The 20,074-nt window shown below is 38.2% G+C and carries 17 protein-coding genes; 13 read left to right on the forward strand and 4 right to left on the reverse strand.

Features of this window, described 5'->3' with window-relative positions; translation table 11 throughout:
• Positions 1 to 77: 77 nt before the first annotated feature.
• The 3 genes from glmM (at position 78) to recJ (ending at position 3,962) form a co-directional block, all read left to right on the forward strand.
• A complete protein-coding gene (gene glmM / locus ACK1JC_RS04700; protein ID WP_409510706.1) occupies positions 78 to 1,409 on the forward strand; it encodes a phosphoglucosamine mutase in 1,332 nt (443 codons plus the stop codon).
• 61 nt (positions 1,410 to 1,470) lie between these two features.
• Entirely contained in the window at positions 1,471 to 2,127 is a 657-nt protein-coding gene (pdxH, locus tag ACK1JC_RS04705; protein ID WP_409510707.1) for a pyridoxamine 5'-phosphate oxidase, read from the forward strand.
• A gap of 140 nt (positions 2,128 to 2,267) precedes the next feature.
• Positions 2,268 to 3,962: a single-stranded-DNA-specific exonuclease RecJ gene (gene recJ / locus ACK1JC_RS04710; RefSeq protein ID WP_409510708.1), complete on the forward strand. Its 1,695-nt coding sequence runs from the start codon at positions 2,268 to 2,270 to the stop codon at positions 3,960 to 3,962.
• A gap of 92 nt (positions 3,963 to 4,054) precedes the next feature.
• Here recJ and ACK1JC_RS04715 read toward each other — a convergent pair whose 3' ends face one another.
• Positions 4,055 to 4,825, reverse strand: a complete 771-nt coding sequence (locus ACK1JC_RS04715) for a putative porin (RefSeq protein WP_409510709.1) — start codon at positions 4,823 to 4,825, stop codon at positions 4,055 to 4,057.
• Positions 4,826 to 5,271: 446 nt separating this feature from the next.
• On the opposite strand from ACK1JC_RS04715, the gene prfB reads away from it, so the two are divergent.
• From prfB to ACK1JC_RS04740, 5 genes are all read left to right on the forward strand, one after another.
• Positions 5,272 to 6,367 (forward strand): peptide chain release factor 2 gene (gene prfB, locus ACK1JC_RS04720; RefSeq protein WP_409510710.1). Its coding sequence is split into 2 segments (ribosomal slippage): positions 5,272 to 5,343 and positions 5,345 to 6,367, totalling 1,095 coding nucleotides; the frame shifts between segments, so codons are not numbered across the junction.
• Positions 6,368 to 6,532: 165 nt separating this feature from the next.
• On the forward strand, positions 6,533 to 6,832 hold the full coding sequence (locus tag ACK1JC_RS04725; protein ID WP_409510759.1) for an ArsR/SmtB family transcription factor: 300 nt from the start codon (positions 6,533 to 6,535) through the stop codon (positions 6,830 to 6,832).
• Positions 6,833 to 6,870: 38 nt separating this feature from the next.
• Entirely contained in the window at positions 6,871 to 7,956 is a 1,086-nt protein-coding gene (locus tag ACK1JC_RS04730) for an alkene reductase (protein WP_409510711.1), read from the forward strand.
• A 90-nt stretch (positions 7,957 to 8,046) separates the two neighbouring features.
• Positions 8,047 to 9,336 carry a 3-deoxy-D-manno-octulosonic acid transferase gene (locus tag ACK1JC_RS04735; RefSeq protein WP_409510712.1) on the forward strand — a complete coding sequence of 430 codons (1,290 nt, stop codon included), beginning with the start codon at positions 8,047 to 8,049 and terminating at the stop codon, positions 9,334 to 9,336.
• Positions 9,333 to 10,049 (forward strand): 16S rRNA (uracil(1498)-N(3))-methyltransferase, encoded by a 717-nt coding sequence (locus ACK1JC_RS04740; RefSeq protein ID WP_409510713.1) that lies wholly within the window; start codon positions 9,333 to 9,335, stop codon positions 10,047 to 10,049. The genes ACK1JC_RS04735 and ACK1JC_RS04740 overlap by 4 nt, the downstream gene beginning before the upstream one ends.
• Here the strand turns inward: ACK1JC_RS04740 and ACK1JC_RS04745 are convergent.
• Entirely contained in the window at positions 10,033 to 11,019 is a 987-nt protein-coding gene (locus tag ACK1JC_RS04745; RefSeq protein ID WP_409510714.1) for a mechanosensitive ion channel family protein, read from the reverse strand. The genes ACK1JC_RS04740 and ACK1JC_RS04745 overlap by 17 nt on opposite strands.
• Before the next feature lie 408 nt (positions 11,020 to 11,427).
• Between ACK1JC_RS04745 and parC the strand changes: the two genes are divergently transcribed.
• Together parC and ACK1JC_RS04755 are read left to right on the forward strand one after the other, a co-directional pair.
• Positions 11,428 to 13,647 carry a DNA topoisomerase IV subunit A gene (parC, locus tag ACK1JC_RS04750; RefSeq protein ID WP_409510715.1) on the forward strand — a complete coding sequence of 740 codons (2,220 nt, stop codon included), beginning with the start codon at positions 11,428 to 11,430 and terminating at the stop codon, positions 13,645 to 13,647.
• 147 nt (positions 13,648 to 13,794) lie between these two features.
• Positions 13,795 to 15,468, forward strand: coding sequence for an AMP-binding protein (locus tag ACK1JC_RS04755; RefSeq protein WP_409510716.1), 1,674 nt, complete (start codon positions 13,795 to 13,797; stop codon positions 15,466 to 15,468).
• A gap of 85 nt (positions 15,469 to 15,553) precedes the next feature.
• Here ACK1JC_RS04755 and ACK1JC_RS04760 read toward each other — a convergent pair whose 3' ends face one another.
• Entirely contained in the window at positions 15,554 to 15,949 is a 396-nt protein-coding gene (locus tag ACK1JC_RS04760; RefSeq protein WP_409510717.1) for a hypothetical protein, read from the reverse strand.
• A 107-nt stretch (positions 15,950 to 16,056) separates the two neighbouring features.
• Here ACK1JC_RS04760 and ACK1JC_RS04765 point away from each other — a divergent pair, with 107 nt between their 5' ends.
• Together ACK1JC_RS04765 and ppa are read left to right on the forward strand one after the other, a co-directional pair.
• Positions 16,057 to 16,455, forward strand: a complete 399-nt coding sequence (locus ACK1JC_RS04765; RefSeq protein ID WP_409510718.1) for an MAPEG family protein — start codon at positions 16,057 to 16,059, stop codon at positions 16,453 to 16,455.
• 105 nt (positions 16,456 to 16,560) lie between these two features.
• Positions 16,561 to 17,097 carry an inorganic diphosphatase gene (ppa, locus tag ACK1JC_RS04770; RefSeq protein WP_409510719.1) on the forward strand — a complete coding sequence of 179 codons (537 nt, stop codon included), beginning with the start codon at positions 16,561 to 16,563 and terminating at the stop codon, positions 17,095 to 17,097.
• 87 nt (positions 17,098 to 17,184) lie between these two features.
• Here ppa and ACK1JC_RS04775 read toward each other — a convergent pair whose 3' ends face one another.
• On the reverse strand, positions 17,185 to 18,498 hold the full coding sequence (locus ACK1JC_RS04775) for an OprD family outer membrane porin (RefSeq protein WP_409510720.1): 1,314 nt from the start codon (positions 18,496 to 18,498) through the stop codon (positions 17,185 to 17,187).
• Positions 18,499 to 18,813: 315 nt separating this feature from the next.
• Between ACK1JC_RS04775 and ACK1JC_RS04780 the strand changes: the two genes are divergently transcribed.
• A complete protein-coding gene (locus ACK1JC_RS04780) occupies positions 18,814 to 19,584 on the forward strand; it encodes a TorF family putative porin (protein ID WP_409510721.1) in 771 nt (256 codons plus the stop codon).
• Positions 19,585 to 20,074: the final 490 nt, after the last annotated feature.

Genomic DNA, 20,074 nt, shown 5'->3' on the forward strand with positions numbered 1-20,074 from the left:
TGACGGCTTTTTTATTTTGGTGTAAAGTGAGGAAATTAAACAGGCAGCTAAACAACACATAATAAGTTGGGGTACAGATGAGTTATTTTGGAACAGATGGGATTCGTGGAAAATTTGGTCAGCTACCGATTACCCCAGAGTTTGCATTAAAATTAGGTTTCGCAGCGGGTAAAGTCTTAAAACAATTAAGTCCGAAGTCAAAACCGATTGTTGTATTGGGCAAAGATACACGTTTATCAGGTTATATTCTTGAAGCTGCCTTACAGGCAGGTTTGAATGCCGCAGGTGTGTACGTGCATTTGTTGGGACCACTACCAACACCTGCAATTGCGCATTTAACACGTGCTTTACATGCAAATTTAGGCATTGTGATTTCTGCATCACATAATCCATATTTTGATAATGGGATTAAATTTTTCTCAGATGAAGGTAAAAAATTGCCTGATTCGATTCAAGATGCCATCAATAAAGAACTTGAAAAAGATATCGTGATTGATGACAACGCAAACTTGGGTAAAAGTGTGCGTGTGAAAGATGCCAATGGCCGTTATATTGAATTCTGTAAATCGACATTTCCATACCATTTCAATTTGCGCCATTTAAAAATTGTAGTGGATTGTGCCAATGGTGCCGCATATAACGTCGGACCTGCCGTATTTCGTGAGTTAGGTGCAAAAGTTATTGCCATGAATAACACACCCGATGGCCTGAATATCAATGAAAATTGTGGCTCAACACATCCTGAAGGTTTACAAAAAGCGGTTGTAGAACAGCAAGCTGACTTGGGTATTGCCTTCGATGGTGATGCAGATCGTGTAGTTTTGGTTGATCGTTATGGTAAGTTGGTCGATGGTGACCATATTCTTTATATTTTAGCGACTCAAGCTACCAATAAACCAGCAGGCATTGTCGGCACAGTGATGAGTAATATGGCACTTGAACTTGCGCTTGAAAAAGCCGAAGTGCCATTTGTTCGTGCAAATGTTGGCGATCGTTATGTTTTACAAAATCTTGAAGCGAATAATTGGTCTATTGGTGGCGAGCCATCAGGTCATATTTTGACTTTAGACAAGAGTACAACAGGTGATGCAATTATTGCTGCATTACAGGTATTGACTGTTTTAGTTGAACAAAATAAATCACTTGATGAATTGGTTGCTGATTTTGAAATCTTACCTAATGTCTTAGTGAATGTACGCTTAGAAAATATGTTTGACCCATTCTCTGTACCTGCATTGGTTGCGGAGTTTGACAAAGCAGAAGTGCAGTTGAAAGGACGTGGTCGTCTTTTGATTCGTAAATCTGGGACTGAACCCGTGATTCGTGTCATGGTTGAAGGTGATAATCTTCAAGAAGTAACTGATCTTGCAAATCATTTGGCTGATGCTGTACGTCAAAATGCAGTTTAGTTCTTGATCAAAGTTTAGCTTAGTTTTTGAATATAAAAATTTCGATATTAAAGGTTAAAGCATGAGTGATGTAATTAAGGATTTAAGTGAATTACGTTTAAGCTACCAAAAAGGTGAGTTGCATGAACAGTATGTCAATGCTGATCCGCATGAGCAGTTTTTAGGTTGGTTTAATACAGCTTTGGAAGCTAAACTTCACGAACCTTATGCCATGTCACTTGCGACTGCAAATGCTCAGGGGCGACCACATGTTCGCACTGTACTACTGCGTGGCGCGACTGAAGCAGGTTATGATTTTTATACCAATTATGACAGTCAAAAAGGATTGGATTTAGCGGCTAATCCTTATGCTGAATTGTTATTTTATTGGCCTGAACTTGAACGTCAGATACGTGTTGCAGGGAAGGTATTGAAAATTTCAGTTGGAGAATCAACCGATTATTATCACAAACGCCCCCGTGATAGCCAAATTGCAGCGCATATCAGTACACCGCAAAGTGGTGTGATTGAAAGTCGTATGTTATTACAACAGCGTTTTCAAGCGTTGCATGATCGTGTAGAGCAACAAGCGACATTGACCAAACCTGAGTTTTGGGGAGGGTATCGCCTAAAAGCTGATTATTATGAATTTTGGCAAGGCCGTCCGAACCGTTTACATGATCGTTTGGTGTATGAAAAAACTGAAAATGTATGGCAGATACAACGTTTGATGCCATAAATTTTGATTGGAAAATGAATAAGGCGATGAATTTATATTGAATTCATCGCCTTTATTTTTCTTTAAAAGGAGGTGTTGGTGTCCTGCCTCGGAAGGCGATATACTTTTTAATCTTCTTTTTCACTGTTGCTATATCTCATATGCAAATTCAGCAAAGACCTTATTTGAGTGATCCGAAACAATTTTCCAATGTTTCAGATTTTATGGCTGAAATTTTGGCACGACGTGGTGTACAGTCAGAAAAAGAACTTGATTTAAAACTCAAATATTTGCTTGCACCGACCATGAAAGGTTTACAGCGGGCTATTGACCTCGTGAATGATGCGATAGATCAACAGCTCAAAATTGTGATTGTGGGCGATTATGATGCCGATGGTGCTACGAGTACTGCACTGATGATTTTGGCACTCCGTGAAATGGGTGCAAATGTTGAATATTTAGTGCCTGACCGTTTCAAATACGGTTATGGCTTGACTCCAAAAATTGCAGATTTAGCATTTGAACGTTTTCAACCTGATCTTTTGATTACGGTGGATAACGGTATTTCAAGTCATGCAGGTGTGAAGCAGGCGCAGTCGTATGGTGTGAAAGTGATTATTACCGATCACCATTTAACAACCAAGGAAATACCTGATGCAGAAGCGGTAGTTAATCCAAATCAGCTCGGTTGTGATTTCCCAAGCAAGGCATTAGCAGGTGTTGGTGTTGCCTTTTATTTACTTGCAAATTTGAGCAGTCAACGTACTCAAGCAGGCAAGTCGAGTGCGAAAATGGCACAATATTTAGACTTGGTGGCGTTAGGAACTTATGCTGATGTCGCAAGTCTCGATTATAACAATCGAATTTTGGTTGATGCAGGCGTAAAACGCATTCAGCAAAATCAATGTCGTGCAGGTATTAGCGCACTGCTTGATATTGCAGGTCGTGACCCGATGAGTTTAAAAGCCTCTGATTTAGGTTTTGTTTTAGGACCACGCATCAATGCGGCAGGGCGTATGGAAACCATGGACATCGGCATTGAATGTTTACTTGCCAACGATATGCAAACAGCTTATACCTTCGCTCGTCAGCTTAATGATTTAAACCTTGAACGCCGTCAAGTTGAATCACAAATGAAACAAGAAGCGCTTGCTGAAATGCAGTCCTTACACTTGGATGAAGATAATTTACCTGCAGCGTTGGTGATGTTTGATGAACAGTGGCATCAAGGCGTAATTGGGATTGTCGCAGGGCGTTTGAAAGAGCAGTTCCATCGTCCGAGTATTGTTTTTGCTGCCGATAAGGATGGTATTCATATTAAAGGTTCAGCACGTTCAATTGAAGGTATTCATATTCGAGATGCCATTGAGCAAGTGGCAGAACAGTATCCGCATATGGTAAGTTTTTTTGGTGGACATGCGGCAGCGGCAGGTTTAACTATTGAAAAGCAAAATTTTGAACGGTTTAAACAAGTATTTACTGATTTAATTTCACAGTCCGATGAAGCCTTGTTTGATGCAGTATTATGGACAGATGGAGTTTTGCATGAACAAGATATTCAATTACAGACAGTTGATTTAATTGAGCAATTAGGGCCATGGGGGCAAAAATTTCCATCACCAGTATTTGAGGGCGAATTTGAACTATTGGAGCATCGTTGGCTTAAAGAGGTTCATTTAAAGTTAAAATTGGGTTTGAACAACGGTCAATTTGTTGATGCAATTGCATTTAATGCCCGAGATAAATTCCAATTTGATGCCACAAAAAATAAAGTCCGAGTGGTATATGAACTCGATAAGAATGAATTTAATGGACGAGTAAATTTGCAATTACGCATGTTACATGTTGAAAATTAACCGTATTTCACAATAAAAAAACCGCTATGAATAGCGGTTTTTTTAATTTCTATTTAAATGGTTGGAACCTTTAAGTTGTGTAATGCCTTAACTTAGAAACGGTATCCTGCACGGACGCCATAAGTGTTGTAGTCATCACCGAAACCAACACGACCTTCAAGGCTTACATTTTGGTTAAAGAATTTCTTAGCAGAAATACCAAACTCATCATGATCATATAAATCGTTGTTGTAATAATCTGCACCGACACTTAAAGTTTTATCTAGGTATAAATCACCACGAACACGGTATTCATCAAGATCACCAAATGCACCAAATGCTTCAAAGTTAGCGTCATATTGACCTACTTTAGTCACGTATTTAGCACGTACTGTTGGGTCTGCACCATCATCACCATCTTTTACGTCATAGCCTGTTACACCTAACGCAAGTAATAAACCTGGTGCTGGTAGATAACCAACTTCAGCACCATAAGTGGTTACTTTGTTATCTATAGGTGTATCTTTAACTTCTTGTTCATTACGACCTACACGACCACTCACATAGAAATCAGAATTTGGAACATAGTATTCAAGACCTGCACCGTATTGGCTATTTTTTACGCCGTCATTATTGGCATAATCGACATTCGCTTTTACATTACTTGCACGGTCAAGGAACGCTGCTTCATTGAGTGGCGAATTACGTGTTTGAACTGGGTTGAAATAATATGTGCCATCTACACCGAACTGATGTGTTGCGTCAAAATCATCTGGGTCATTGTATGTATATGAACCACCGACTTCTGCTTGGTAAGCATGTGCTGCTGTACCAGTCATGACCAAAGCGGATAAGACTGCTGAAGCGATTGCTAATTTTTTCATGGTTATTGCCCTCTGAAAATGATCCATTTCGATATACATTTTTTGTTACATATTTAGTCTAGGTGAAATAAAAATACCGTCAATAGAACTCAGGTAATAAAATTGAAACATTAGTAAAGTTATGTAAATTAATTAAATATAATATTGAAATATATAGATAAAAAATAATGTTTTGTTTTATTAAAACTGTGTGGATACTGTGAAGAAGATTTTGTATGATGCAAATTTAAACACAATTTGTAATAAAATAGTGATTTTAGTTCATTGTATCTAGGGAATAATTTTTACTAAAAACCATCATTTTAGTCTTGATAGAGAGCAAATAAATTGATCTTACAAAGACATGTTGATTCAATAAAACACTAAAAAATGACGATTCTGAACTTTAGCTACTCTGTGATAGAATGCCTGCAAATGAAAAGATGTCAAATGTGAGATGAAAACTCGTGGAAATTAATCCTTATCTAGTACAGCTAAAAGACTTAAATGACCGTGGTCAAACACTACGGGGGTATCTTTGACTACGATCTAAAGAAAGAGCGTTTAGAAGAGGTTCTCCGTGAGTTAGAAGACCCGAGCATTTGGAATGACCAAAGTCGTGCACAAGCTATGGCAAAAGAAAAAGGCGAACTTGAAAACGTGTTAAACGTTTTAGAAGGTTTGTCTACACAACTTGAAGATGCACAAGCATTGCTTGACCTTGCTGTTGAAGCAGATGATGAAAGCTTATTGGCTGATGTTCAGGCTGAACTTGATGCAAGTGAAGCTGAATTGGCGAAACTTGAATTCCGTCGTATGTTTAGTAATCCAATGGATCCGAACCCATGTTATGTGGAAATTCAAGCGGGTTCAGGTGGTACAGAGGCGCAAGATTGGGCATCTATGCTACTTCGTATGTATTTACGTTGGATTGAACGTCATGGCTTTAAAGCTGAAGTGATGGAAGAGTCGGATGGCGATGTTGCGGGACTTAAATCGGCAACTATTCGTGTAGATGGTGAGTATGCCTATGGTTGGTTACGTACAGAATCTGGCGTACATCGTTTGGTACGAAAATCGCCATTTGACTCAGGAAACCGCCGTCATACATCATTCTCAGCGGTATTCGTTTCACCTGAAGTTGATGATAATATCGAAATTGATATTAACCCTGCGGATGTTCGTACCGATACTTACCGTGCATCGGGTGCGGGTGGTCAGCACATTAACAAAACCGATTCTGCTGTACGTTTAACGCATGCGCCAACAGGTATTGTGGTGGCTTGTCAGAACCAACGTTCACAACACGCTAACCGTGACCATGCTTGGAAACAGTTACGTGCAAAGCTGTACGAACGTGAAATGCAAATTCGTAATGATGCTGCGAAGGCACTTGAAGATACCAAGTCTGATATTGGTTGGGGAAGTCAAATTCGTTCATACGTTTTAGATGACTCACGTATTAAAGACTTACGTACTGGTGTTGAAAGTTCAAATACTGGTGCGGTGTTGGATGGTGATTTGGATAAATTTATTGAAGCAAGCTTGAAACAAGGCTTATAAGTTTTCAAATAAATTTAATTTAAAAGCAAAGTCTTAAGATTTTTTTGCAAATACATCTAAAATATTCGATATTAAAATCGAAAAAATACGATATAGTGTTTGTAAAGATGTTGATCAAGGCTTTGCAGTTTCATATTTAGCTCTCAATTAAACGTGCCTTATATGATGGATATAGATTTAATTTTTAAAGCGCTGGCAAATCCGACTCGTCGGCAAATTCTTGAATGGTTGAAGAACCCTGAGCAGTTTTTGTCTGAGGAGCAATGTGGTGGCTTTAATCGTGGTGTGTGTGCAGGGAATATCGAAAAGCTCGGTAATGTCTCTCAATCGACCATGTCAAATCATTTGTCTGTTTTACAGCAAGCAGATTTAATCCAAGCCGAAAAATACGGTCAGTGGTCGTATTTTTCCCGAAACGAAGCTTTGATTCAGCAATATATCGATTATCTACAAAACTCACTTTAATTCCTAATTTAAATTGGAAAGTGAGTAACGAGGCGAATATGGCTCAATTAAACTCACCTTTAACCCTTGGCGAATTGAAACTCAAAAACCGAGTGGTCATGGCTCCTCTAACACGTAGTCGTGCAACAGCTGAACGTGTTCCAACTGTAATGATGGCTGAGTATTATGCCCAGCGTGCAAGCGCAGGCTTAATCATTTCTGAAGCAACGGTGATTTCTGAAGAAGCTAATGGTTATTTAAATACTCCCGGGCTTTTCACTGATGCACAAGTTGAAGGTTGGAAGTTGGTTACCAATGCGGTACATGACAAAGAAGGTTTAATCGTTGCTCAACTCTGGCATGTCGGTCGTGTTTCGCATCCTGATCTTTTAAATGGTGAAACACCTGTATCTGCAAGTACAGTCCAACAAGCGGGATATGTCAGCTTATTGCGTCCAAAACGTGAATATGTTATGCCACGTCCATTGGAAATTTCAGAAATCCAAGCCATTGTTGAACAATACAAACAATCTGCAATCAAAGCCAAACAAGCAGGTTTTGATGGTGTTGAATTACACGCAGCCAATGGTTATCTGATTGACCAATTCCTACAAAGTTCAACCAATCAACGTACCGATCTCTATGGTGGTTCAGTTGAAAATCGTGCACGTTTCTTGTTAGAAGTCGTTGATGCTTTGATTGAAGTGTGGGGCGCAGGTCGTGTGGGCGTGCATCTTGCGCCGCGTGGTGATGAGCATGACATGGGTGATGAGAATCCACGTGAAACATTTGGTTATGCACTCGAAGAATTGGGTAAGCGCAAAATTGCATTCTTCTTTACTCGTGAGTATTTGGACGAAGGCAGTATTAGTGGTTATTTGAAACAGCGATCGAATGGTGTGCCATACATTGCCAATATGAAGTTAAGTCGTGAAGATGCGATTGATTTATTGGCTTCGGGCAAGGCAGAAGCGGTGTCATTTGGTAAAGACTATATTTCTAATCCTGATTTGTATGAGCGTTTAGTTGAAGATGCGCCACTGAATGAATTAATTTTCGACAATATGATCGGGACGGATGTTGCTGAAGGCTATGTGGATTATCCAACTTTGGCAGAACTTGAAGCATTAGAACCGAACGCTTAAAAATAAACACATTTCCTTAAGCTTCATTGGTTAACAAGCCGATGAGGCTCTGCTATATTCGTGCAGTTTTGATTAGTTTGAGATTATTATTTGGCTACTCCTTTTTGGTATAACGCTGCTTTGGCGATGGTAAAACCACTATATAAGTGGAAAATAAAACAGCGTGCACAAAATGTAGAGGCATATCAACAGGAATGTCTTGAGCGTTTTGGTCCATTTCAGAGTGCCAAAAATAAGCAAGCAATTTGGTTTCACTGTGTTTCGGTGGGGGAAACCAATGCTGCACAGCCTTTAATTGAACATTATTTAAAATTGGGTCAGCCCATTTTAGTGACTAATACGACTAAAACAGGTCAGGCTCGTTCTAAAGCACTATTTTTAAAAGCTCCTTATGAGGCTTTGTTTCAAGCCGTGTATTTACCTGCCGATCAGAAGTCTTTAATTGCCGATTTTTATCAAAAATATCAACCCAAATTACTTATTCTCGTAGAAACTGAGTTGTGGCCAAATCTGATTGATCAAGCTGATAAGTTTGGAGTGCCTTGTATTTTGGTCAATGCGCGCTTATCTGCAAAATCAGCACAAGGCTATAGCAAAGTGCCGAGTTTAACTCGTCCCATGTTGCAAAATTTTGATGTGTTACTTGCACAAGATGTAGCGACACAGCAACGCTTTATCGAATTGGGTTTAGAGGCTTCAAAAAGTGAAGTTGTGGGCAGTATTAAATTTGATATTTCCACACCTGAAGTTTTTATTGAAAAAGCACAGCAGTTAAAACACGATTGGAATTTAGCAAGACGTAAAATCATTACCCTTGCAAGTACACATGCACCTGAAGAAGAAAAATTACTCAATGGGCTGAAACCTTATTTAGAACAGCATTCTGATTGCTTAGTCATAGTTGTTCCTCGTCATCCTGAACGTTTTGATGAGGTTTTTAAGGTTGCACAAAGTTTAAATTTAAATACGCAACGCCGTAGCTTAAATCAGTCTATTCAATTAGATACACAAGTATATTTAGCAGATAGTATGGGCGAAATGTGGTTGTGGTATGCACTCAGTCAAGCCAGTTTTGTTGGTGGTTCACTCAATGAACCGGGTGGCGGTCATAATATTTTGGAGCCGATGGTTTTGAATGTACCGACGGTGATTGGTCCGAATTATTTTAATTTTCAAGCGATTGTTGATGAGTTTTTACAGGCGAATGCTGTTGCCATTGGTCAGTCTGAACATGATGTTGTGCAGTTATTGGTGCGTTGTGTAGAGGATCAGGATTTTGCAACGCAATTGAGCCAGCATGCGATTGAAGTGTTAAATCAGAATAAGGGTTCTTTGCAGAAGCATATTGCAGTGATTGATCGGTTCTTATCAAAATTATGAACATCGTCCTTTTAGACCCTCGTCAAACCGAATCTGACCTTTGGAATATCACAGCAAGTCGCCAACTTGAACATTTAAAAACCCATGTCAATGTCCAAGTTGGAGATACTTTGAAGGTCGGCATTCGTGAGGGGAAGCGCTATCTCACAGAAATCGTCGAAATAACCGAACATAGTATTCGGGTAAAACTCTTACAAGAAGAAAGTATGCCTGAAAAACTGCCTGTGACTTTGGTCGTTGCGATGCCTCGCCCGAAAGTGTTGCGCCGTTTAATGATGGATGCAGTGACGATGGGTGTAGAAAAACTCATTCTGATCCATAGTTATCGGGTCGATAAAAGCTATTGGCAAACACCATTTTTACAGCAAATTGAACACTATATAATGCTTGGTTTAGAACAGGCGGGTGATACGATTGCACCGCAAGTTGAAATTTATAAACGCTTTAAACCTTTTACTGAAGATGTACTACCAACATTAATAAATGAACATTGTCCTGCCTATGTGGCACATCCATATACGACACAAAAAATGCCCTCTGCAATTGAGCATCCGTGTATTGTATTGATTGGTCCTGAAGGTGGCTTTATTCCGTATGAGGTTGATTTACTCATAAAAAATGGTTGCCAAGCTGTAAGCCTAGGCAACCGTATTTTGCGCACTGAAACTGCAATTTCTTATGTACTTGGTCGTTTATTTAGCTCGACTGTTTAGCACGACCTGACTCAGTATCATCCACAGATGGATCACCACGATAAACTTTCACTTCCTGTACAGGATAAGGAATTGAAATATTGTTTTCAGCAAAAGCTTTTAAAATGTGTTCTTGAATTTCACTGATTGATGCAGATGTTGTGGTTTCAGTGGTATTGACCCACCAACGAACGGTTAAGTTTACTGAGAAGTCTGCAAGCGCAGTAACATTCACGGTAAAACCTGGTTGGCTCAAGATTTTTTGATCACGATCAAGCTGTTGCAAAATAAGATCTTTAGCAGTTTGTACATCATCTTCATAACCAATACCCACAATAAACTCACAACGGCGACGCTGATAAGCTGTATTAACTGTAACAGGGCTTGTATAGACAGTAGCATTTGGAATAACAATACGACGACCATCTGGAGAACGTAGAAATGTCGCACGAATTTGAATATCTTCGACCGTACCTTCCATGCCAGACACAATAATATCATCACCAATTTTGAATGGTTCACTCAATAAAATAAGAATACCAGACAGTAAATTTTGAAAAATATCTTTAAATGCAAAACCGATTGCAACCGAACCAATCCCCAGTGCACTCATGAGCTGAGCAGGGGTAAAGCCAGGAATAGCAATAACCATCGCAATGAGGAAGCCAAAGAACATGATTGCAGTACTACCGACACGGTTGAGCACTAGAACTAAGTTTTGACGCGTATATGATTTATTTTCTAACGTTTTACGGACAAAAAATTTGAACAGTTTTGACAGTAACCAAAAAATAATAATAACGGTTAAACCGATGCACAGATACGGTACACGTTCCCAAAAGCCGTCAACAAATTTATCAATGGTCGAGTAAGCATCATTATATTTTGCAGTATGTTCAATCACCGATTGCGCAGTTTTTTCACCTGCAGAATGGATGAGCTGTGAAGTGTCTTGTGCCACTTCACTGAGTTTGGTTGCTTCTTCAGCCACTTTTGTGTCCGTTAAAAAATTTGTAATATTTTGCCTGATTTTTACAAAAAATGAACCCTTAGAAGTGTTTGAATTCTCGGCGATTGATGTGTTTACGTGTAGGTTTATTTTACTGATCTGTAGCTTGTCTGGACTTAAAGGGTGTATTCATGTCCATTTTTTTGAATGTTTTGGCTTAGCTTGAATTTATAAAGAATACATCTATTACAAGAGAATCTAATAAATCAGTTTATAAGGCTTGATCATTTGACTGAAAGTGGATAATTTTACCTCAGTAGGGACATAGAGTGTCATAAATTGTCGTTATGGAACAGACTTCCCCTTGTTTCATTAGACCCTGCGATTTAGCATAAGAACATAGATACATAAACACATTTAGAACGCATTTATTTAGGATTAAAGGTTGTTATGACAATCCTTACGCATCAAGCGACAGAAAATCGCTCCGTAGCAGAATTTACCGAACAAGCTTATCTCAATTATGCCATGTACGTGATTATGGACCGTGCATTGCCACATATCAGTGATGGTCTGAAACCTGTTCAGCGCCGTATTGTTTTTGCAATGAGTGAGCTTGGACTTAAACCAAGTGGTAAGCCAAAAAAATCTGCACGTACTGTTGGTGATGTATTGGGTAAATACCATCCACATGGTGATTCTGCATGTTATGAAGCTATGGTACTGATGGCACAGCCGTTTAGTTATCGTTATCCATTTATTGAAGGACAAGGCAACTGGGGTTCTCCTGACGATCCAAAATCATTTGCAGCAATGCGTTATACCGAAGCAAAATTGTCAGCATATAGCGATTTATTACTGACTGAACTTGGACAAGGCACAGTAGATTGGCAGGACAATTTTGATGGTTCAATGAAAGAACCTGTCAACTTGCCTGCACGTGTACCGAATATCCTACTCAATGGTACAACGGGTATTGCGGTGGGAATGGCAACCGATATTCCTCCGCATAATTTACGTGAGGTGGTCAAAGGAACAATTGCGCTGATTCGTAAGCCACATTTGACCGATGAACAAGTCGCAGAATATATCCCTGCACCTGATTTACCAACCCGTGCAGAAATTATTACACCACCTGCTGAATTGCTTAAAATTCAGATTACAGGGCGAGGTAGTTATCGCACACGTGCCATTTATACTATCGAAAAAAACGAAATTATTATTAGTGAACTGCCATATCAAGTGTCAGGTTCAAAAGTCATCACACAAATTGCCGATCAGATGCAAGCCAAAAAGTTACCATTAGTAAGTGACTTACGTGATGAATCAGATCATCAAAATCCAACACGTTTGGTTATTGTTTTACGCTCTAATCGTATTGATGCAGAGTCAGTGATGAGCCACTTATTTGCAACGACAGATTTAGAATCAAGCTATCGTGTCAATATGAACATGATTGGTGCTGATGGTCGTCCACAAGTAAAATCGATCCGCCGAATTTTATTGGAATGGATTGAAATCCGTAAGACTACGGTCACACGTCGTTTGCAATATCATTTGAATAAAATTGAAAAACGCCTGCATATTTTGGGTGGTTTAATTATTGCCTTTTTAAATATTGATGAAGTGATTCGTATTATTCGTGAAGAAGATCAGCCAAAACCTGAGTTGATGTCACGTTTTAATATTGATGAAATTCAAGCGGAAGCCATTTTAGAATTGAAGTTGCGTCATTTGGCAAAACTTGAAGAAATGGAAATGCGCCGTGAACAAGAAGAACTTGAAGCTCGCGCAGCGATTATTAGGGAGCAGTTGGCAAATCCTGAATCTTTAAAAGCATTGATTATTGATGAACTTAAAGATGATGCGAAAAAATTTGGTGATGATCGCCGCTCTCCAATTGTGCAACGTGCAGAAGCATCTGCAATGAGTGAACAAGATTTAATGCCTGCGGAAGCCGTGACAGTGATACTTTCAGAAGCTGGTTGGATCCGTTGTGCTAAAGGTCATGATATTGATGTTGGAAAATTGAATTTCCGTGCAGGCGATCAGTATTTGAGTTCTGCTCAAGGGAAGTCCAATCAGAAAGTTTACGTGTTGGATGAAACAGGACGTAGTTATGCGCTTTCAATTAGCAGTTTGCCATCTGCACGAGGTTTAGGTGAACCGCTGAGTTCAAAACTTTCACCTGCAAATGGTGTGGGTTTTATTCAAACCTTAGTTGAAGAAGATGATAGTGAAATCGTTGCATTAAGTTCTAATGGTTATGGATTTAAAACACAAGCAAAACAGTTAGATACTAATGCTAAAGCAGGTAAATCTTTTCTTACAGTTGCAGATGATGCGAAAGCATTCCCCTTAGAGGTTATTAAGGGTGGAACACATCTTGCGATTTTAAGTACAGCAGGGCGTTTGCTGTTGGTTGATCTTGCTGACTTACCTGTTTTAAATAAAGGAAAAGGGAATAAGTTGATACAACTTGAAGCGAGTGACCAAGTCTTATCTGTAGCGGTATTGAATTTAAATGAAATGATTCATGTGGTTGCGGGACAACAGCAATTAAAACTGAAAGGTGATGATTTACAAAAATATATCGGAAAAAGAGCAAGTAAAGGTTTGCTCTTACCACGAGGATATCAGAAAGCAAATAAACTGCTCATTCAAAGATAATAGTGGCATCCATAGCTTGAAATACGTTATATATGTGAGTATTCGAGCAGATGGATGCAATATTGAGCAAAAGAAAGTTAAAAAGCATGCTTAATATTGAGAAAAACATTTTAAAACCAAGGATTAGAGATTGGAGAATAGGGCATTATGGAAAAGATATGGTTCACTGAATACCAAAAAACTGGGATTCCAGAGACAGTAGAATTGCCGCCGGAAAATACCTCACTTATTGATATTTTTGAGCGTAATTTCCAAAAGTTTGGCTCACGTGACGCATTTATCTTTATGGATAAGGCGTTGTCATTCAGTGAACTTGAAGTTGCAAGCCGTAAATTTGCAGCCTATCTTCAGAGCCTTGGTTTAGCAAAAGGCAGCCGTGTTGCTGTGATGATGCCGAACGTATTGCAGTATCCAATTGTTGCATTGGCGGTCTTCCGTGCAGGTTTGGTTTTGGTTAATGTTAACCCGCTGTACACTACACGTGAGCTTGAGCATCAGTTAAATGACTCTGGTGCTGAAGCCTTAGTGATTATTGAAAACTTTGCTACCGTATATCAAGCGATCCATGGCAAAACACCAGTGAAGCATGTCGTTGTTGCTTCAGTTGGCGATATGCTTGGCACATTAAAAGGTACATTGGTTAATTTTGTTTTACGTAATGTTCGTAAACAAATTCCTGCTTGGAATATTCCAGGGCATATCAAGTTTAATGCAGCACTTGCGAAAGTTAGTGCTGATAACTACAAACGTCCAAATATGACATTGAGTGATACTGCTGTACTCCAATATACAGGTGGTACGACAGGTGTGTCTAAAGGTGCGGAACTGACACATCGCAACTTGGTTGCCAATCTGTTGCAGTGTGACGGTATTTTCCAAAGTAAATTTGGGCAAGGTGATGGTGCGAAAGATGACCGTATCTTCTGTGCTTTACCGCTGTATCATATTTTTGCATTTATGGTTTGTGCACTGTACGGCATGTATAAAGGTCAAGCGAATATCTTGATTCCGAATCCACGTGATTTACCTGCGGTGATTAAAGAATTACGTAAATATCAACCAGGTTTCTTCCCTGCTGTAAATACATTATTTAATGCACTTGTACATAACGAAGAATTCCGTCAGCTTGATTTTAGTCGTTTGAAAATGGCGATGGGTGGCGGTATGGCTGTATTGCCATCGACTGCTGCTGAATGGAAAAAAGTGACAGGTACGATTATTATCGAAGGTTATGGTTTATCTGAAACTTCTCCTGTTGCATCAGCAAATCCACCTGCAACGACAGAATTTAGTGGCACGATTGGTGTTCCAATTCCATTAACAGATATGGCAATTTTGGATGATGATGGCAACCATCTACCACAAGGTGAGCAAGGTGAAATCTCGATTCGTGGTCCTCAGGTCATGAAAGGTTATTGGAACCGCCCAGATGAAACTGAGAAAGTGATGACTGCAGATGGTTATTTCCGTACTGGTGATATCGGGATCATGAATGAACGTGGTTACTTCAAAATTGTTGATCGTAAAAAAGACATGATTTTGGTTTCAGGCTTTAACGTTTATCCTTCTGAAATTGAAGAGGTGATTGCAACTCATCCTAAAGTGTTGGAAGTTGCAGCAATTGGTGTACCTGATGAAAAATCGGGTGAAATTCCAAAGTTGTTCGTTGTTAAAAAAGATCCATCATTAACAACAGAAGAAGTTCTTGCTTTTGCAAAAGAAAATCTAACAGGTTATAAACGCCCACGTTATGTGGAATTTATGGATGAATTACCAAAATCAAACGTAGGTAAAATTCTACGTAAAGATTTACGTAAGTAATTTCATAAAAATAAAAAGCACCCTATAGGGTGCTTTTTTATGTGTTAAAGTATTGTTTTAAATCGTAAAATTGAAGTATGCTTGATTATTTAAGCTGATTGTTTTTGGAACGAATAAACCAACCATCAATATAAGGGCGACTCAAACCGACAATGCCTGTAAAGGTCAGCATGGTTCCCATTTGACGACCCAATGCAGTTGGCTGAATTGTTCCATAGCTGAAATAGATATCAATGAGGCAATATACCGCAATAATGGCAAGCCAAAGATATAAATTCATTCTCTTAATACCAACCGCCCAAAATGCTACGACTAATACGAGCAGTGTGCCAAGCGTAGATTGCCAATTGTAGTTGGCACAAATTACACACAACAAGAATGCTAAAATGGGCAATACAACTTTTAAAATACGATCAATTTCAGTTTGTTGTTGACGTTGCTTATCTAAAACCTCAAGCAGTTCATTTTGATCTGGTTGCACGATGTTGCCCTCACTACACAATTTTGCAAATCTCTAAACTTAGACAAAATTATAGCAGTAATGACATGCTATGATGGTTTGTATTCAGACTTTACGAGAATAAACCCATGTCCGGGATAGATGGCATCATATATCTAATTTTAATTGCCTGTTTATTGCCTTATGTTTTTACCATTCTTGCCAAAGTTACAGGTGGTTTTAAACCCCGTGACAATCAAAATCCACGTGATTTTTTAGCCAAGACGACAGGTTTAGCAGCACGTGCCAATGCAGTACAGCAAAACTCTTTTGAAAGCTTACCCTTATTTATTGCTGCTGTTTTGATGGCTGAATATATGGTGGTGCCACAAGTCATCATTATGAAACTTGGTATCGCGTATATTGTCTTACGTATTATTTATGGTATTTGCTATTTATTGAATCTAGCAACATTACGCTCGATCATTTGGTTTTTGTCGATGGCATGTCCCATTATTTTGATGATTACTGTGATCCGTATCATTTGATTTTACAATCTAAATACAGACTGTATTCAATTTATTTCTTCAAATGACATAAAGCGTTATAATCGTCCAGATTTTTAAATAACACCTCAGTTAAAGAGCAATTCTATGAGCTATAGCAATATCCCAGCGGGCAAAGATGCACCGAATGACATCTACGTAATCATTGAAATTCCTGCAAATGCAGCGCCAATTAAATACGAAATTGACAAAGATTCTGATGCATTGTTTGTAGACCGCTTCATGGGTACTGCAATGTTCTATCCAGCGAACTATGGTTATGTACCAAATACATTGTCTTTGGATGGTGATCCACTGGACGTACTTGTTGTAACACCATACCCAGTTGAACCAGGTTCAGTGATTCGTTGTCGTCCTGTTGGTAAATTGAACATGGAAGATGATGGTGGTGTAGATGCGAAATTGATCGCAGTTCCGCATGACAAATTAACACCGCTTTATAAAAATGTTCAAGAATATACAGATCTTCCTGAACTATTGATCAAACAAGTTGAACACTTCTTTGCTCACTATAAAGATCTAGAGCCAGGCAAATGGGTTAAATTAAGTGGTTGGTCTGGTGCTGATGTTGCAAAGCAAGAAGTATTAGATTCAATTGAAGCGTATAAAGCAGCAAACAAATAATTTTGTTGATTTATATGATTCAAATATTGAATAAAAAAACCTGCATCCGATGATGCAGGTTTTTTTATGACTTAAATATCGTGTGAATTAGAATAATTTCACAGGAATATCTAAGAAGATACGCCATTCATTGGTATCACCAATATATGCGCCGTCATAAGCATTATTTGCGCGGTAGATTGAGTTACGTAAGCGTAAGCTAGCATCTTTAGCAAAACCAGATTGAACGGTATATTTTACTTGGTTAAAGAATTCGCGTTCTTTACCTTCTTCTGGATTATTTGCAACTTTAATATCCCAGCCATAGACATATGCAGTCGTCCAATTTAGCCCTGGAACACCATAACTACCTAGGTCTAAGTTGTACTGTACTTGAACCGACTTTTCATGATTACCAATAAAATCAGATAAGTAAGAATTTGGTAGATAGATACTTTGGAAGCCATCGGCATTTTGACCATAGTCATAACCAGTATTGCCTGTATTTTGCTGGTAAGCCAACATTACAGTGTGTGCATCCTGGTTATAAGTACCTGAAAGTGCCCAAATATTATTGCTACGACCATCTACATCTTTATCGCCAAGAGGGGATGAGTAAGTTAAAGCTTGTTTATCCCATTCAGTGTGATAACCACTGAAATCTACAGTGAAAGAGCTTTTATTTGCCAATGGATATTTATAGTTGGCATTAACATAGTGACGTTCTAAAGCATTTTTAGAATCTAAACCATAATAAGATGCGTTGAATTGGTCATCAAATTTGTATTTGGCACCCCAAACAATAGCACTATCGAGTCCATTGCCATTCACATCAGAATCTGTATTGATTTGATCGGACATTTGGTTTTTAGTAAATTTACCCGCAGTTAATTCTAAACCTTTAATTTCACGGCTTGTTGCAAGCACACCTTCAAAGTATTCAGGAACCATACGACCGGTATTGCTCGCAAGTACAGGCAAATCTAAAACTTGAGTACCGTAACGAACTTCTGTATTTGAAATACGAGCTTTGACACTTGCGCCACCACGAGCCCAATGATCGTATGCGTCTACATGACCATTTGCATCTTTTGCACCGTCATTGTGTAGAGGAATCATTTGATTGCCAGCATGATTGTTCTTACCAATTTTGAAAGAACCATCACCTACAGCACCCACACCAAAGCCAACAATACCTTGAGTATAGCCAGATTCTAATTTGAAAATTGCAGATTGAGCTGTAGAGCGAGTATCTTCTACACCATTTTTCTTATCACGGTCGATAAAGCCAGTACGTAGTAAAACAGAACCAGAAGCATCTTCTAAAAAGCCCTTAGCTTCACTTTGTTCACTTGCGTATACTGAAGAAATAAGAGTAGCATTAATGAGTACTGCTAACGTAAGTTTCTGAGCGGTTGGCATCGAAAATTCCCACAATTAAATTATTGGTTACAATATTGTTTAAATAGAACACGGTTCTTTTACTGAATTGTATAAGTAAAACATAAAAAAATAACAGTGTTTATCATTTTATTTTACTAAAGTTACATGTTTTTCAGATATTATTCTGTTTTTCTTAACTTAGGCATCACTTTTTTATGAAATAAGCCCATTATAAAGAATGAAATAATGTTTCAAATAGATGAAATAATGTCATAAAAATAATAGGTGATTTATTTTTACTAAAAATTAAAAAAAAAGTAGAATCGCTCATCTTTTTGTTCCAAGTCTTTCCATATGTCTTGCTTTTATCTCTCCAAACACACGCTTTCTGCTTTATGTATTACTTCACTTTTAACTCAAACAGCGATTGCTGAGACTGAAAAGGCGACACAGCACTTATCAGGGAATATTGGTGTTGTTTCACAATATGTTTACCGTGGTGGTGTAGAAAATGATGAACCTGCTCTACAAGGTGGACTTGAATATGCCTTTAATAATGGCATTAGTGTGGGATATTGGGGGTCTACACTTGACTATGATATGACTGATGACAGCAAAGATCATGGCATCGAAAATGATCTTTATATCGCTTATGATCATGAAATTAATCAAGACTTGAGTTATCGTTTACAAGCAACGAGCTATATTTACCACAATGGTGGGACTGTTTATGCAGACAATAACGAGAAACGTAAGACCACAGGTTTTGATGTCTTAGGTGCACTTACTTATAAAGATTTGACTATGAGTATGACTGTTATGCTTGCCGATGCGGCATTTGCCAATGCAGGTGATTTGTACCTTAGTGCGGCATATAGTCATACATTGCCATATGAGTTTATGTTGAATACATCGATTGGTACTTCTGTGTATAACAGTAGTCGTGATGATGCTTTAATGGAAACTAAAAAAGACTTTGCTTTCAATGAAGCACGCCTTGGAATTAGTAAAGAAATTGCTAAAACAGGTTTAAAGATATCTGTTGATTATGTGATGGGTGGTGAAAATCGTATAGGTGATGACTTTGATAACAATACAGTTGTCGGTTTAAATTATGCTTTTTAAGATAATTTAGCTTTGTCATAAAAAGGTGCATATTTAATATGCACCTTTTTTGTGCTTAAAAAACATTCAAATGATGTTTTTGATAAGGTGAGTAAAAATCTAGTAGATGCAGTAAGGTATTGTAAGTGTTTAAAACGCGATAAAGGATTTAAGCGAAAATGCATCAAATTAGATCAGGATAGTATTTAAAAATAGCTGAATGTCGCTTGATTCAATTTTGCACAAAATTAACGCATAATTCATTTGTATATATGCAATTACGCTTAAAAAGAATAAATAAAGGCATGATGTGTATATAAAGTTATATCTAGACTGAAAATTTTAAATTGAAAAGGCTATAACTTCAGCAATATGATTTGAATTTATTAAAAAATTTAAATTTTAAAAGCATGAATTCATTAATTTTTTATTAAAAAAATATTATCAATATTAAAATTGGCATAGCATTTGCTAAATACCTCTCGAGTTCTTAAACAAAACAAATACACCA

The sequence above is a fragment of the Acinetobacter sp. TY2 genome (genome assembly GCF_046269225.1).
Taxonomy (GTDB): domain Bacteria; phylum Pseudomonadota; class Gammaproteobacteria; order Pseudomonadales; family Moraxellaceae; genus Acinetobacter.

What these genes read in the sequence shown, in the direction of transcription:
- ppa (WP_409510719.1), top strand. Translation starts at nt 16,561, where the DNA reads ATGAGCTATAGCAATATCCCAGCGGGCAAAGATGCACCGAATGACATC.
- parC (WP_409510715.1), top strand. Translation starts at nt 11,428, where the DNA reads ATGACAATCCTTACGCATCAAGCGACAGAAAATCGCTCCGTAGCAGAA.
- ACK1JC_RS04780 (WP_409510721.1), top strand. Translation starts at nt 18,814, where the DNA reads ATGTCTTGCTTTTATCTCTCCAAACACACGCTTTCTGCTTTATGTATT.
- recJ (WP_409510708.1), top strand. Translation starts at nt 2,268, where the DNA reads ATGCAAATTCAGCAAAGACCTTATTTGAGTGATCCGAAACAATTTTCC.
- ACK1JC_RS04725 (WP_409510759.1), top strand. Translation starts at nt 6,533, where the DNA reads ATGGATATAGATTTAATTTTTAAAGCGCTGGCAAATCCGACTCGTCGG.
- ACK1JC_RS04765 (WP_409510718.1), top strand. Translation starts at nt 16,057, where the DNA reads ATGTCCGGGATAGATGGCATCATATATCTAATTTTAATTGCCTGTTTA.
- glmM (WP_409510706.1), top strand. Translation starts at nt 78, where the DNA reads ATGAGTTATTTTGGAACAGATGGGATTCGTGGAAAATTTGGTCAGCTA.
- pdxH (WP_409510707.1), top strand. Translation starts at nt 1,471, where the DNA reads ATGAGTGATGTAATTAAGGATTTAAGTGAATTACGTTTAAGCTACCAA.
- ACK1JC_RS04775 (WP_409510720.1), bottom strand. Translation starts at nt 18,498, where the DNA reads ATGCCAACCGCTCAGAAACTTACGTTAGCAGTACTCATTAATGCTACT.
- ACK1JC_RS04740 (WP_409510713.1), top strand. Translation starts at nt 9,333, where the DNA reads ATGAACATCGTCCTTTTAGACCCTCGTCAAACCGAATCTGACCTTTGG.
- ACK1JC_RS04755 (WP_409510716.1), top strand. Translation starts at nt 13,795, where the DNA reads ATGGAAAAGATATGGTTCACTGAATACCAAAAAACTGGGATTCCAGAG.
- ACK1JC_RS04715 (WP_409510709.1), bottom strand. Translation starts at nt 4,825, where the DNA reads ATGAAAAAATTAGCAATCGCTTCAGCAGTCTTATCCGCTTTGGTCATG.
- ACK1JC_RS04730 (WP_409510711.1), top strand. Translation starts at nt 6,871, where the DNA reads ATGGCTCAATTAAACTCACCTTTAACCCTTGGCGAATTGAAACTCAAA.